This is a genomic window from Xanthomarina gelatinilytica, from assembly GCF_000348685.1.
Taxonomy (GTDB): Bacteria; Bacteroidota; Bacteroidia; order Flavobacteriales; family Flavobacteriaceae; genus Xanthomarina; species Xanthomarina gelatinilytica.
On record NZ_ANLA01000007.1, the window covers coordinates 124443 to 138576 of the forward strand.

The following is a 14134-nucleotide window of genomic DNA, read 5'->3' on the forward strand; positions in this document are numbered from 1 at the left end:
TTGAAAAACTTTAAAAAGAAGCTCAAGAAAAAGATATTTAAAAAATATTTTTCAGAATATAGAACCGTTCAGAAAAATAATTATTCTGACTTTACTCCAGAAGAACAACAAATTGTAGAAAAGGTTAAGCCTTATACTATGACTTCGCCTGAGCGCATAGTGAGTTTGATAAGAGCCGTCAATTATATTGAAACAAACAAAATAGAAGGAAGTATAGTAGAATGTGGCGTGTGGAAAGGAGGAAGCATGATGGCTGCTTTATTAGCCTTAAATGAAAAAAGAAGAGATGTCTTTTTATATGACACTTTTGAAGGGATGAGTGAACCAACAGAGAAGGATAAATCTTATAAGAACGAATCTGCCAAAGATGCATATTTAAATAAGGATGACTATTGGAAACGTATTAAATGTTACTCGACATTAGAAGAAGTGAAAAACAATGTTTATAATTTGGAATACCCTGAAAATAAGATACATTTTGTTCAAGGAAAAGTAGAGGAGACAGTCCCTGCAACTATCCCAGAAAAAATAGCAATATTAAGATTAGACACTGATTGGTACGAATCAACAAAACATGAAATGGAGCATTTATTTCCTAGATTAGAACAAGGAGGGGTTATAATTATAGATGATTATGGACATTGGAAAGGTTGTAAAAAGGCAATAGATGAATATATTTCTGAAAATAACATAAGATTATTATTAAATAGAATAGATTATACGGGAAGAATTGGCATAAAATTAGTTTAATGAAAGATTTTATTGACATAAAACTAAGTGAAAAAAATCTAGATAGATATTATATCCGATCTTCTATTTTTAAAGCCTTTAAAGAATTGTTACCAAATTTTAATGGAAAGCTTTTAGATATAGGCTGTGGCAAGATGCCTTACAGGAATTATATTTTAGAAAACTCTAAGGTGTTAAATTATGTAGGTTTAGATATTGAAGACGCTTTGGAGTATGATACAGAAGTTAAACCGGATTTTACATGGAATGGAGTAACTATGCCGTTTGAAACTGCTAGTTTTGACTGTGCTTTTGGTACTGAAGTTCTGGAACACTGTCCAGAGCCCGAAGTGGTTTTAAAAGAAGTCTATCGGGTTTTAAAACCTAATGGCATTTTCTTTTTTACGGTTCCTTTTTTGTGGAATTTGCATGAAGTACCACACGACGAATATCGCTATACACCGTTTTCATTGGAGCGTCATTTAAAAAACTCAGGTTTTACAGATATCACAATCAAAGCTACAGGTGGCTGGCATGCCTCCATGGCGCAAATGTTAGGGCTTTGGGTAAAAAGAAGTTCTATGTCATCAAGAAAAAGAGCTATATTGTCTAGAGTTCTTATGCCAGTAATTAAGCGCTTGATTAACTTAGACAAACCAGAAACCGTTCAGTTTAAAGAAGGTCAAATGATAACAGGTTTATATGGAATTGTAAGAAAGTAATAATAATTTATGAACATCGCCATTTTCACACCCGGACAAAACCCCTATTCCGAGACTTTTATACAGGCACACAAACGCTATTTAAAAGACCAAGTGTTTTATTATTATGGTGCTAAAGGGCGCATACGGTTGGAAGGCTCAAACAGTTTGGTTTCAAAAGCAAAGCAGTGGCAGTATCGTATCAATCGGAAGTTGCATCGCTATCCTTATTCCTATATTAATGAGCAGGCTGTATTGGCTTCTTTAAAAAGTCATGCCATAGATATTATTTTGGTTGAGTATGGGACCCATGCATATCATTTACAAAATCTGCTACGGAAAAGTGGTTTGCCTGTGGTGGTACACTATCATGGTTATGATGCAAGTGTTACAGAAACAATTAAAAAATGTAATGCTTACAAAGCGGTTTTTGATTTAGCCTCCCGTGTTGTTGCCGTGTCCCAAATGATGGAGCAGATGTTGTTAAATCTTGGTTGCCCACGAGAAAAACTTATCTACAATGTATATGGACCACAACCCGAGTTTGAAACCGTTAACCCAAGGTTTGTAAATAAGCAATTTATAGGGATTGGGAGGTTTACCGATAAAAAAGCGCCTTATTATACCATCATGGCTTTTAATAAGGTGGCTTCACAGCAACCAGATGCTAAATTGTTGTTGGCAGGGGATGGGGTGTTGCTGAATGTGTGTCAAAATCTAGTGAAGCAGTATGGGCTAGAAACTCAAGTACAATTTTTAGGGGTCATTACCCCTGAGGTTTATAGGGATTTATTATCGGAGTCTTTAGCCTTTGTACAGCATTCCATCACAGCAACTAATGGCGATATGGAAGGCACGCCATTGGCTGTTTTAGAAGCCAGTGTGGCAGGTTTGCCAGTGATTTCTACCTATCATGCTGGGATTCCAGATGTGATTTTACATGGTAAGACGGGTTTGTTGTGTGCTGAGCATGATGTGGCAGCCATGGCGCAAAACATGCTACAACTTTTGGAAGATGTTGCATTGGCCAAACAACTGGGAGCAGCTGGGAAGCAATATATTTTGGAACATTTTAGTTTGGAAAGGCATATTGGGGTTTTACAGGAGACCTTAGAGGCTGTTGCTAAGGTGTGTTAAGGGTTTTGTTTTAGAGGATGCTTTACTGCGTTCAGTATGACAAAACACAGCATGACATTCGTAAACTAAAAACAAAAAAACGGACGCCTAAGCGCCCGTTTTCAGGTTTTAAAGAGATGCTTTACTTCGACACTTCGTTAAACTCAGTGCAGGCTTACTCAGTACAGGCTTACTCAGCATGCCCCTTGTCATTGACTACGTCGAATCTTCGATTTCTGAACAAGGAACGAAGTGAAGAATCTACCATGTTAAGAATCTTTGATGTTAAGAATCTATTATTGTTATTATGTAAAAGAGATGCTTCACTGCGTTCAGCATGACAAAGCGTTCAGCATGACAAAGCGTATGAGGTAAAACTGAAAGCATGGGCTAATAAATCTCCCTTTTCAGAATATTTTAAAAAACTAATTATTAACAATTTAGGTATTTTTAGAATAAGTTTTGGTTCATGTCTTTTTTTCTTAACTTGCTTATATGCCACTGTTTACGGGTAGTTTAGATTTTTTTAATATTACGACCTAACTTAATAATTATAATTTATTATATATGTAGATGTTAATAAGTGTTTTTTATTGCTATTTTAATTTTTTTTAAATTTACCATACGAAGGCAATAGTGCCCTAGTCGCCTGATAGTAAGGGTGTCATTTAAACTTTTTTTGTATGGTTAAAATAAAATCCATTACGAAAAGAAATCCGCAGGACTTATTAGCTCCAGAGCGGTATTATGCACAAGCCGTGTATTCGGGGAGTGTAGATCTTAATGAACTAGCGTATTTTGCATCCAAGCAAAGTACAGTTAGTAAAGCTGATTGTTATGCGGTTATTATTTCATTATTGGAATTGATAACCTATAACTTGAGTGAAGGTAAAATTGTTCGAATGGGAGATTTGGGCAATTTTAGAGTGTCTGTTAGTAGTGTAGGTCAAGATTTGGAAGAAGACCTTACGACAGCCGCTGTAAAAAAGGCGAAAATATTATTTTCGCCCGGTGCAGATTTGAATGCGATGCTAAAATCCTTAAAGTATTCTAAAGTACAAGGATAGTAGTTTGCAGGCATTCATTTACTTGCTTAAGACCTTGTGTTAGTTGGCGCTAGCGCAAGGTTTTTTTTATTTAAGTAAATGTATGTAAAATTATATTCATGTACAACATCTTGTACATTTAATTGTAATCTGGGGCATCCCTTTTTAGAGCTTGCAAAAGCATCTGATAAAAACATCCACAGCATCCGTGGTCTCATGGCACCGCATCCATTAAACATTTCCTTCGCATCCATGCAACATTGGCACCGTATGGTCAGTTTTATACACATAGCAACTTCTTATGTAATACCTGCTGCCTTTTTTGTTATTTGCTTTAAGAAGTATGAATGCGCAACGGCTTTTTTTAATACTTCTTACTTTTTTGGTCTGTTTTTTTAAAATCTTCGCTGTATCTTAGTCCGGTAAACGATTTTTATGCAAGAACACCCATTGGTTTCCATCATTATTCCTACCTATAACCGCGCCCATTTATTGGGGGAGACGTTGGATTCGGTCTTGGCACAAACGTACACGAACTGGGAATGTCTTGTGGTGGATGATGGGAGTACAGACGATACTGAAACTTTGGTGTTAGGTTATGTGGTCAAAGACTCACGCTTTCAATACCACAAACGGCCAGACAGCCATTTGCCAGGGGGCAATGGGGCGAGGAATTATGGGTTTGAGGTGAGTCAAGGGGAGTTTTTAGTTTTTTTAGACTCAGACGATTTACTTATGTCTTTTGCTTTACAAAATAGAATACAGGCAGCTCTTAGCAATCAAGCTGAAATAATGGTAACTCAATCTGGTGTTTTTAAGTTGAAAATAGGTGATATAGATAAAGTATGGAATGTTGTTTCATATGGGACAACAGTAGTTGATTTCTTAATCCGTTTTTTAAATGTTGATATGCCTTGGCAAACAGCCGGAGTGACTTGGTCTCGAAGATTTTTTAATAAGTGTGGTATGTGGCATCCTACATTGACAGCTTGGCAAGATTGGGAAATGCATTGTAGAGCATTAATACAGCAACCAAAAATGGTTGTCCTTGTAGATAAAGCTGATAATTATTATCGGTATTTAACCAATGATGGTATTGCTACTACTTTTAAAGATAAAGCATATCTTAATGCCGTGTCAATAGCAATTTTATCGATTTATAAACAATTTCTAACACATAAAGCCTTATATAAAACCATTAAACTACAATTTGAAGTTTTGGTGTTTTATATGATAATAAAACGACCTGTTTCCCTAGGTTATCATAAGTTTCCATTAGTATATCTGTTTAAGTTTCCATTCTCTAAAGGCAGGCTATCAAGGTACAGATTTATTAAAATATATATAATTGAATTGCTTTCAAGAAGCACTAAAATTCGAAAGTTTCTTTTAGGGGCATATTATAAAAAGCATCAAAGGTATTTAACTTTGAAAACTACCCATTTAAAATAAGCATGACAAATAATATAAAAGAAAACATACATAAAGGGGTTTCAATTATTATTTGTACCTATAATGGTAAACAGCGTTTGCCAGAAACACTTCGTCATATTGTGTTACAAAATATAGATATCCCGTGTGAAGTCATTCTTATAGATAATGCTTCAACAGATGGCACAAAACAAGAGGTTGATCGATGGTGGGATACTTATGGTTTGCACACAACAATTACCTATCAATCATATAGTCAACCAAAACCCGGTAAATCGTATGCCCAAGAGCTAGGCTATGAAAAAGCGCAATATGACTATTTGTTGATTTGTGATGATGATAATTGGTTGTGCAATACCTATGTGCAAACTGCCTTTGACACAATGGAATCCAATATAGAAATAGGTGCTTTAGGCGGTTGGTGTGAGGCTGTTTTTGAGAGTGAACATCCTGTATGGTTTCAGCAATATGCCAAATATTATGCGGTAGGAAAACAAGCCGAAAACTCAGGTGATGTTACTGAACAAACAGGGTATTTGTACGGGGCAGGTATGGTAATAAGAAAGGCACATTGGAGGGAATTGTTACATTTAGGATTTCAGCATATATTAAGTTGTAGAAAAGGGGACACATTAAGTTCTGGTGGCGATACTGAGTATTGTTTTGCGTTGCGATTGTTAGGTTATAAGATATGGTATGATGAGCGACTCCATTTTAAGCATTTTATGACCTTGGGTCGTTTAAATTTTGCGTATTTAACCAGATTGCGGAAAGCCATGACCTATTCAAACTTTGTTATTTTAGCTTATCGTGATGTGCTGTATAAACAGGTTATGTCAAGAGCAGGTCAAAGACGTCGTGTTTTGGGTTTGTTACAAGCGGGGTTTTTTAAAAACATTATTAGGTTTGTTTTTGGAACTTATGAACAAAAAGAAGTGGGGCGTACATATTTTAAACGATTATATTATTTATGTTTTTGTTATGAGCACTATTTAAAGCATGTTACAATCATAGAGCAATGGGTGTCTAGGCATAGAAGTAAAATTCTTGGTTATGAATGAGGCAATAGTATCCATCATCATCCCTACCTACAACCGAGCTCAATACATTGGCGAGGCTTTAAGTAGCATCATGGCACAAACCTATACCCATTGGGAATGTTTGGTGGTTGATGATGGGAGTACCGATGCTACAGAGGTTCAAGTAAAGGTTTATACGGAGAAGGATTCTAGAATACGCTATGTTAAGCGCCCAGATACTTATCCTAAAGGTAGTAATGGCAGTCGGAATTATGGCCTGTATTTGGCCCAAGGTAGCTTTATTGCCTTTTGTGATGACGATGATTTTTGGTTGGATGACAAATTAGAAAAGCAGTTAGCCATATTTAAAGAACACCCAGATGTTGGACTTGTAACAGGCAATATAGAGTATGTAAATAGTGATGGTAAACGTACGGGGCGCGTTATAAAACAAACGGGTAACCATGGGGATGCCTTTGAGAGTTTGTTGTTTAAAAATGGGTTATCTATGATAACTCCTGTATTAAAGCGGGAGGTGTTCGATAAGGTTGGGTTGTTTAATACGGATTTTGTTATTTTTGAAGATTGGGAGTATTGGCGTCGGGTAGCTTATTATTACCCGTTTTATGCCTTGCCAGATGTTTTGGCCTGTGTACGAAAACACGATAGTAATACATCTTTAATTGTAACAGAAGCACCTTTTGAACAGTATGCGAGATATCGTGCCCTTACCAAAGCGCTTTTGAAGTGGGGCAAGCACCGATTTACCAAAGCCGATAAACAGCTAATAGCAAAAGTTGAGGCTAAACGATATAGGCAATTATTACGGAATCATTGTCTGGGGGTTAAAAGTAAAGTAAATCTTTTTTTTAAAATTTTAAAATATGATTATAAGGGAGCCTTTGTTTTATTAAAAGCTGTTTTTTTATAAATATATAAGACTTAATCTGTGTGAATTTAAAATATATAAATATGAACATAAAACGATTTTTCAATATACTACTAAATAAAAAAAAAATAGAATCAACTTTACCATTAAGTGACGATGAATTTTATGAAGAATTGTTTATTAAAAACACAAGTTGGAATTCTAAAACACCCAATAATGATGAACTAAAACGATGGGAGATTATAGAACGTCATATCAAACAGATTATTTCTGAAACAAAAAATAATATTAAAATATTAGACTTAGGGTCAGGTCGTGGATGGTTAACTAATTTAATTTCAAATTACGGTTCAAGTATTGGAGTAGAGCCAGTATCAAAAGTAGTTGATTACGCACGTTCATTATACCCACATCTAAAGTTTATTGCCGGCTCTACTACAAAAATGTTAGGATTAGGGTATGGAGGACAATTTCAATTGATTGTTTCAAGTGAAGTAATAGAGCATATATCAAACAATGAAAAGCCTAAATTTATAGCTGATATTTATAAGTTGTTAAGTTCAAAAGGATATTGTATAATTACAACTCCCCGTCAAGAAGTTCAAGAAGAGTGGAATAGGTATGTGTCTGCAAACCAGCCAGTAGAAGATTGGATATCTGAAGAAGAACTTAGGGATTTATTTGAAAGTAATGGTTTTAAGCAATTGGATTCTTCGAGAATACCTCTTAAACAAAAACAAAGTGGAAAATATTTTGATGTATATCAGGTAGCTTTATTTAGAAAAAACAAGTGAATTATTAATAAGTAAAAATGAAGTCAGATCTTAATAACAATTCACTTGTTAGTATTGTAATTACCACTTTTAATAGAAGTTTGTATTTGAGAGAAACATTGGAGAGTATAAAGAGTCAAAGTTATCCACATATTGAAATACTATTAATTGATGATGGTTCCAAACCAGATATAGCAAAACAAAACAAAAAAATTGCAGACGAATTTAAAAAATGTTATTACTATTATAAAGAAAATTCTGGGCAACCTGATTCTCGGAATTTTGGAATATTGAGATCTAAAGGATCATATATCGGTTTCTGTGATGATGATGATTTTTGGCATAATAAAAAGTTGGAAAAACAATTAAAGGTTTTAAATGCAAATCCAGAATACTCTATAGTAACTGGGTGTATTGAATATGTTGATGTATCAGGTGCTAAAACGGAGCAATTAAAATGTCATGAAGGGCACATTCATGGTAATGTTTTTAAAGATTTTCTAGAAAAAAATAGAACTGCTTCAATTACGCCATTATTTAAAAGAGAAGTTATTGATAAAATAGGTTTTTTTAACTCTAATTTCAGGATAGCTGAAGACTGGGAGTTTTGGAGACGAGTTAGTTATTACTATAAGTTTTATAATATAAATGAAGTGTTGGCTTATGTTAGACTACATCCTGAAAACATGTCTAAATCTCGAACAGGGAAACCATTTGAAAGCTTTAAGTTATATCGAAAACTCACAAAAAATTTATTAAAATGGGGAACAAATCGATTTAAACCTGCTGATTATGAGTTAATTTACAAAGTTGAATGGAAACGTTACAGGAGACTTATGAGTAATCATTATCCAGGAGTTATAAATAAAATTAAATTTTTATGTCAAGTTTTTTTTAATAGTATAACCGATGGTTTTCATTTAATATATTTAATGTGGAAGTATGTTATGTAAAATGAAAGAAAAAAAATATGAAATTAGAGTAATCCAACTTTTTGAAACCTACGGTGAGGTATATCAACCCTATATTTCTCCGGTTATTCAAGCATTAAAGGCAGATACTAAATTACACGTAGATGTCGTTGCTTTTAATGCGCATGACACGGTAGATTTTTTTGTTCCTCGCTATAAAAAACGTTGGTTAAAAGAAAAATGGTACGCCTTAACACATAATTCTAGATTGAATTATTTAGAAATTTTATGTTTGGAACAGCAGGCTGCCATTATACATGTGCAACAATCCTATTTATTTTCTAAAGTTACAAATTTACTAGACCTGCCACGTGATCAAAGACCTCTAGTCGTTATAACCCTTCGCGGTGGCGATACCTATGTTAAACCTTGGTATGCTAAAAAATGGCAAGATTTTTATAAAAATTACGGCCATGTAGTAGATGCTTTTGTGGTAATGAGCAACCATCAAAAAAACTATTTACACGACAAATGGGGAGTTTCATTAGAACGAGTTCACGTAATACCCATTTCGTTTGGTCAAGCTTTTAATGCTTCTATTAAACAGGCAGATCCAAGCGTTATGCGTATTGTTTCTGCTTTTAGAATGTGTTGGGAAAAAAACATAGCTGGTAACTTGTTAGCTGTTAAAATTTTAAAAGATCGCGGCATTCATGTTCAGTATCATTTGTATGGCGATGGTGCTGATTCCGGACAGGCTTATTACCTCATAGATAAGTATAATTTACAGGATTGTGTTGCCTACCATGGCAGGTTAGACAACAGCGAATTAAAAGCACAGTTAAAACGATATGATTTCTATTTACAGTTGAGTTATTCAGAATCTTTAGGCATGTCAGTTATAGAAGCTCAATCCCAAGGAATACCAGCTATTGTTTCCAATAGTGATGGCTTGCCTGAAGTGGTTGTGCATAACCAAACTGGATTTTGTGTAGCGCCGCATGACTCTGAAGCCGCGGCTACTCATCTTTTGCAGTTATGGCAGAACCCTGATTTATATAAGCAATTTAGTCAAGAAGCCATTGCATTTAGTCACCAACATTTTTCTGTGGAAACCGAAGTAGAAGCCTTGCGAAGACTTTACAAATCCTTAATACCTTAAATTGCTATGTGCGGATTTCTAGGCGAATTTACCTTTCAACATAACTCCTTAACGGAGTCGGCATCTTTTGAAGCGCTTTTAGACTTGTCCCAACACCGTGGGCCTGATGCTTCCTGTACCACACGAGGTTCTGGTTTCCAGTTGGGATTTAATCGGTTGGCTATTTTAGATGTTTCGGCACAGGGGAATCAGCCGAAGGAAAGTCCGAGTGGGCGTTATCAGGTGGTGTTTAATGGTGAGCTTTATAACTATAAAGATTTAGCAAAGAAGTATGGATTTACTAATTTATCTTCTGGTTCAGATACAGAAGTATTGATTCATTTGTTAGATAAACATGGGGTTGACAGCACCATTCAAATGCTAAATGGCATGTTCGCTATAGCCATTGTGGATAGCGAAATAGATTGCTTGTATCTTGCACGGGATTTTGCAGGAATTAAACCTTTGTTTTATGGTTTATCTCCTCAAGGAATTGTTATGGCATCGCAATTTGATCAAATTTACAAGCATGATTGGTTTTGTAAAAGCTTGGATTTGAGACCAGAGATTGTAAAAGAGTATTTTGGTTTTGGGTATATGCAGGCACCCAATACTATTTATCAATCTATTTACCAAGCTTCTCCTGGGGAATTGATTCAAGTTGATAGAACAGGAGTTGTTAAAAAAAATCAACTTATTACTTTTCCTAAAACTCAAAAAGAAACAGTATCAAAACCAGAATTATCAGAGTTATTACAGGAGGTTGTAGCCAGACAATTGGTAAGCGATGTACCCATTGCCACATTTTTAAGTGGTGGGATTGATAGCCCATTAATTAGTGCTTATGCCAAAAAAAACATTTCTGAGATAGAGGCTTTTACATTAGAGGTTGCTAATCCTCAATTAAATGAAAGTGCCATGGCAAAAGCCTATGCAGATTATTTGGAGATTAAACAACATATTGTATCAGTTAAAGAATCTGATTTATTATTAGAAATAGATAGTCATTTTAAAGCTTTTTCAGAGCCTTTTGGGGATTATTCTAGTATTCCTACCTATGTGATTTCAAAAGAAGCCAAACAGAAACACACCGTGATGCTATCTGGTGATGGTGGTGACGAGCTGTTTTTTGGTTATCCTAGGATGTTGGATGTATTGCAAAAACGTTGGTGGTTTAAACTACCTTTTTACTTAAGAAAGCCGTTGGCACAGCTAACCAATAAAATAGGATTGACAAAAACCTGGGCTCCTTATTTTAAAAGTTTGGATGCTTTTATTGAAAACAAGCATTTGCATATGCCACCTGTTGTTTTGGATAAAGTCTTTCCAAACACGTCGTTTTCCAGTGCTATGAAAAACCTATACACATTTTCAAGTTTGAACAAAGACGCGTTGTTGCATCAGCTACGATGGAATGAATTTTATGCCCACCTGCAACGAGTGCTAATAAAAGTAGATCGGGCCAGTATGGCCCATAGTTTGGAAGTTCGTGTACCTTTTTTGGATAAAGAAAATATTGGTTGGGCGTGGTCACAAAAAGGAAGGCTTAACTCCAAACAGGAGTTGAAAAAAGAGTTGAAAGACTTATTGGCCAAAGAAGTACCAGAAACCATCATAAACCAAAAGAAAATGGGGTTTACCGTTCCCTTAAAGACGTGGTTACACACCGAGTTGCAATCAGATGTGAGGCATGTGGTTTTTGAGCGCCCATTTTACGGTGAAGCGGTTATGGATGTGTCTGTTTTACAGACTTATGTTAAGGATTTTTATGATAATAAACATGATAATGCTTGGGGTGTATGGCATATTTATGCTTGGCAAAAATGGTGGTTGGAGCATGGGGTGACAGGTGAAAAGTTAAAAGTGAAACGTGAACAGTGAAAAATTAAAAATTAGTCAAAATCCATAATTCATGAAGTTAATTTGGTTGTTATTACAAAAAAAATCCCCACTGATACTACTAGTTGCCACCGTCTTTTTGTTATATTAGCTTGCTATGACTATAACGACCATAAACACCCCCATATTACCAACCAAGCAGGTCTTTGCAAAAAAGCCAAATACACCGCATACGCTTGACTTAGAAGCCATTTGTGTGTTTGTGGCCACGGGGTTTTTTATGGGGGTAGATACCTATTGGAAAAATAGGGTTTGCCTCTTGCCAGGGCATGCTCATGAGATAGATGCCAAAGGGTATTTAATGAAGAGCACCCCTAATTTTAGGTGGCACCATACGCCCCAAGAGCTATCGTTTGAACAGAGTTTGGAAGCGTATATAGACTTATTGACCACCATCACTAAGGAACAGGTAGGGGATGAACCAGTTATTTTACCTTTGTCTGGGGGTTTGGACAGTAGAAGTCAGGCCCTAGTTTTAAAGGATTTGCCCAACCCGGTTCATGCCTTTAGTTATTCGTTTGAAGGGGGGTATCCAGAACATAAAATTAGCGAGCAAATAGCTAAGGAGTGCCATTTTACGTTTGATGGTTTTAAAATTCCTAAAGGATATTTATGGCATTGTATCGAGGAACTAGCATCAATAAATGGTTGTTATTCGGAGTTTACCCATCCTAGACAAATGGCTGTTTTACCCCAGTTAAAAAAGATGAAAGGGGTTTTCTCTTTAGGGCATTGGGGCGATGTTTTTTTTGACAGGGGGGCACCGGAAGGCAGCACCGAAGCAGATATGGTTCCCTTGCTTTTTAAAAAGATGGTAAAGCCTAAAGGTATAGAGCTTGCCGAAAAATTATGGCAGCACTGGAGTTTAGAAGGCGACTTTAAAAGCTATTTGATATCCCGGATTGAAAAGGATTTGGCTGATATTAAAATTGATAATGTAAGTGCCAAAGTACGCGCTTATAAAACCAGTCAGTGGGCACACCGTTGGACCACGACCAATTTAAAGGTGTTTGAAGCAGCACATCCCATAACTTTACCGTATTACGACAATCGCATGTGTGAGTTTGTCTGTTCGACACCAGAGGCATATTTGGCAGACAGACGCCTACAGTTGGCCCATTTGCAGCAGGACAAAAAACTTGCTCAAATTACCTGGCATGCCCAGAGACCCTTTAACCTTTTAAACTACCAGTACAATAAGGCTCCCTATAATTTACCCTACCGTATTTTTAATAAGCTGCAACGGGAAGTGACTGGTTTTTTGGGAAAACCGTATATCCAACGGAATTGGGAACTGCAATTTTTAGGAACTGAGAACGCTAAACACTTAGAAAGTCATTTGTTTGATGATGAATTTAATCACTGGATTCCACAAACAATTATTAAAGAGGTTTATCAAGATTTTAAACATGGAGATGCTGTTGCCAGTTCCCATGCCGCAAGTATGTTGTTGTGTTTGTCCGTATGGTATCAAAATAACATAACAGCATTATGAAACTATCGGTAATCATACCTGTTTACAATGGGGCAGACTTTATTGAAAAGTCCTATAACTCGATTATTAATCAACAATTAGCGGATTTTGAAATTCTTTATGTAGATAATAACTCGAAAGATGACTCCGTTGAAAAAATTGAAAGTCTGATTCAAACTGATGCACGGGTAAAATTATTAATTCAAACCAAGCAAGGTGCTGCTCCTGCCAGAAATAAGGGCATTGAAAAGGCTCAAGGGGATTATATGTATGTGTTTGATGTAGATGACGAGATTTATCCAGGTGCTTTAAATAGGATGATTGGTGTTTTGGATAGCTATCCAGACATGGATGCTGTGTTTGGTAAAATGGTAAAATCTTATAAAGGCATTTCGGAAACTAAAAAACCTATGGATGAGACCCATGAAATCCTTTTTAAAGAAAAACCCTATTGGGGCTTATATTGGTTTTCGAGCTTGAGACATGTAGTTGGGCCTCCGGCATTTTTATATAGAAGAACGGTGTTTGATAAAATTGGTGTTTATAATGAAGAAATAAAAAATAATGAAGATACTGCCTTAGATATCAAACTTGGAATGACTTGTAATCTTGCATGTTTAGATAGTTATGTGTATTTGTATTTCAAACATTCTGAATCTACCATTGAACAAACAAAGCGTAAAATACCCCGTGCTTTTATGGTGTGGCCACGCTTGGTCAAAGAGCACTTGCCTTTTTATTTAAGTCAGGAGACCCCTAAACGCTTTCAGGAGTTACTGTTTAGTCAACTGTTTCAGTCCATGGGCAGGCAGTTGGTGTTTACCAAAGGTTATTGGGCTAGGAAGCGGTTGAAAAGCAAACTATATCAAGAAGTACATGCCATTAGAATTCCGTTCGTCATTCGCTTTTTTTTAAGCATATTTGTTATCTTGCCATTGGAAAGTTTACGGAAAGTTTATGGGTATTATATAGTGCCCTTTACGGTAAAACAGCTTTTAAAATAAA

At 35.8% G+C, this 14134-nt stretch carries 13 protein-coding genes; all 13 read left to right on the top strand.

Features of this window, described 5'->3' with window-relative positions:
* Positions 1-750 (top strand): TylF/MycF/NovP-related O-methyltransferase, encoded by a 750-nt coding sequence (locus tag D778_RS05850; protein WP_007648648.1) that lies wholly within the window; start codon positions 1-3, stop codon positions 748-750.
* Positions 750-1451, top strand: a complete 702-nt coding sequence (locus tag D778_RS05855) for a class I SAM-dependent methyltransferase (protein ID WP_007648649.1) — start codon at positions 750-752, stop codon at positions 1449-1451. The genes D778_RS05850 and D778_RS05855 overlap by 1 nt, the downstream gene beginning before the upstream one ends.
* A 9-nt stretch (positions 1452-1460) precedes the next feature.
* The gene (locus D778_RS05860) at positions 1461-2567 is read left to right on the top strand and encodes a glycosyltransferase (protein WP_007648650.1); all 1107 of its coding nucleotides are present in this window, start codon (positions 1461-1463) and stop codon (positions 2565-2567) included.
* 662 nt (positions 2568-3229) lie between these two features.
* A complete protein-coding gene (locus D778_RS05865; protein WP_040491603.1) occupies positions 3230-3613 on the top strand; it encodes an HU family DNA-binding protein in 384 nt (127 codons plus the stop codon).
* A gap of 414 nt (positions 3614-4027) precedes the next feature.
* Positions 4028-5044 (top strand): glycosyltransferase family 2 protein, encoded by a 1017-nt coding sequence (locus D778_RS14300; protein ID WP_007648651.1) that lies wholly within the window; start codon positions 4028-4030, stop codon positions 5042-5044.
* Between the two features lie 2 nt (positions 5045-5046).
* The gene (locus tag D778_RS05880; RefSeq protein ID WP_007648652.1) at positions 5047-6084 is read left to right on the top strand and encodes a glycosyltransferase; all 1038 of its coding nucleotides are present in this window, start codon (positions 5047-5049) and stop codon (positions 6082-6084) included.
* On the top strand, positions 6077-6973 hold the full coding sequence (locus D778_RS05885; protein WP_040491608.1) for a glycosyltransferase family 2 protein: 897 nt from the start codon (positions 6077-6079) through the stop codon (positions 6971-6973). The genes D778_RS05880 and D778_RS05885 overlap by 8 nt, the downstream gene beginning before the upstream one ends.
* A 41-nt stretch (positions 6974-7014) precedes the next feature.
* Entirely contained in the window at positions 7015-7725 is a 711-nt protein-coding gene (locus D778_RS05890; protein ID WP_007648654.1) for a class I SAM-dependent methyltransferase, read from the top strand.
* Positions 7726-7742: 17 nt separating this feature from the next.
* The gene (locus D778_RS05895; protein ID WP_007648655.1) at positions 7743-8657 is read left to right on the top strand and encodes a glycosyltransferase family 2 protein; all 915 of its coding nucleotides are present in this window, start codon (positions 7743-7745) and stop codon (positions 8655-8657) included.
* 1 nt (position 8658) lies between these two features.
* Positions 8659-9777: a glycosyltransferase family 4 protein gene (locus tag D778_RS05900; RefSeq protein WP_040491610.1), complete on the top strand. Its 1119-nt coding sequence runs from the start codon at positions 8659-8661 to the stop codon at positions 9775-9777.
* A 6-nt stretch (positions 9778-9783) separates the two neighbouring features.
* Positions 9784-11637 carry an asparagine synthase (glutamine-hydrolyzing) gene (gene asnB, locus D778_RS05905; RefSeq protein WP_007648657.1) on the top strand — a complete coding sequence of 618 codons (1854 nt, stop codon included), beginning with the start codon at positions 9784-9786 and terminating at the stop codon, positions 11635-11637.
* 115 nt (positions 11638-11752) lie between these two features.
* Positions 11753-13150 (top strand): asparagine synthase-related protein, encoded by a 1398-nt coding sequence (locus tag D778_RS05910; RefSeq protein ID WP_238307591.1) that lies wholly within the window; start codon positions 11753-11755, stop codon positions 13148-13150.
* Positions 13147-14133: a glycosyltransferase family 2 protein gene (locus D778_RS14140; protein ID WP_007648659.1), complete on the top strand. Its 987-nt coding sequence runs from the start codon at positions 13147-13149 to the stop codon at positions 14131-14133. Before D778_RS05910 ends, D778_RS14140 begins: the two co-directional genes overlap by 4 nt.
* Position 14134 lies beyond the last annotated feature (1 nt).

What these genes read in the sequence shown, in the direction of transcription:
- D778_RS05910 (WP_238307591.1), top strand. Translation starts at nt 11,753, where the DNA reads ATGACTATAACGACCATAAACACCCCCATATTACCAACCAAGCAGGTC.
- D778_RS05900 (WP_040491610.1), top strand. Translation starts at nt 8,659, where the DNA reads ATGAAAGAAAAAAAATATGAAATTAGAGTAATCCAACTTTTTGAAACC.
- D778_RS05895 (WP_007648655.1), top strand. Translation starts at nt 7,743, where the DNA reads ATGAAGTCAGATCTTAATAACAATTCACTTGTTAGTATTGTAATTACC.
- asnB (WP_007648657.1), top strand. Translation starts at nt 9,784, where the DNA reads ATGTGCGGATTTCTAGGCGAATTTACCTTTCAACATAACTCCTTAACG.
- D778_RS05885 (WP_040491608.1), top strand. Translation starts at nt 6,077, where the DNA reads ATGAATGAGGCAATAGTATCCATCATCATCCCTACCTACAACCGAGCT.
- D778_RS14300 (WP_007648651.1), top strand. Translation starts at nt 4,028, where the DNA reads ATGCAAGAACACCCATTGGTTTCCATCATTATTCCTACCTATAACCGC.
- D778_RS14140 (WP_007648659.1), top strand. Translation starts at nt 13,147, where the DNA reads ATGAAACTATCGGTAATCATACCTGTTTACAATGGGGCAGACTTTATT.
- D778_RS05865 (WP_040491603.1), top strand. Translation starts at nt 3,230, where the DNA reads ATGGTTAAAATAAAATCCATTACGAAAAGAAATCCGCAGGACTTATTA.
- D778_RS05855 (WP_007648649.1), top strand. Translation starts at nt 750, where the DNA reads ATGAAAGATTTTATTGACATAAAACTAAGTGAAAAAAATCTAGATAGA.
- D778_RS05890 (WP_007648654.1), top strand. Translation starts at nt 7,015, where the DNA reads ATGAACATAAAACGATTTTTCAATATACTACTAAATAAAAAAAAAATA.
- D778_RS05860 (WP_007648650.1), top strand. Translation starts at nt 1,461, where the DNA reads ATGAACATCGCCATTTTCACACCCGGACAAAACCCCTATTCCGAGACT.
- D778_RS05880 (WP_007648652.1), top strand. Translation starts at nt 5,047, where the DNA reads ATGACAAATAATATAAAAGAAAACATACATAAAGGGGTTTCAATTATT.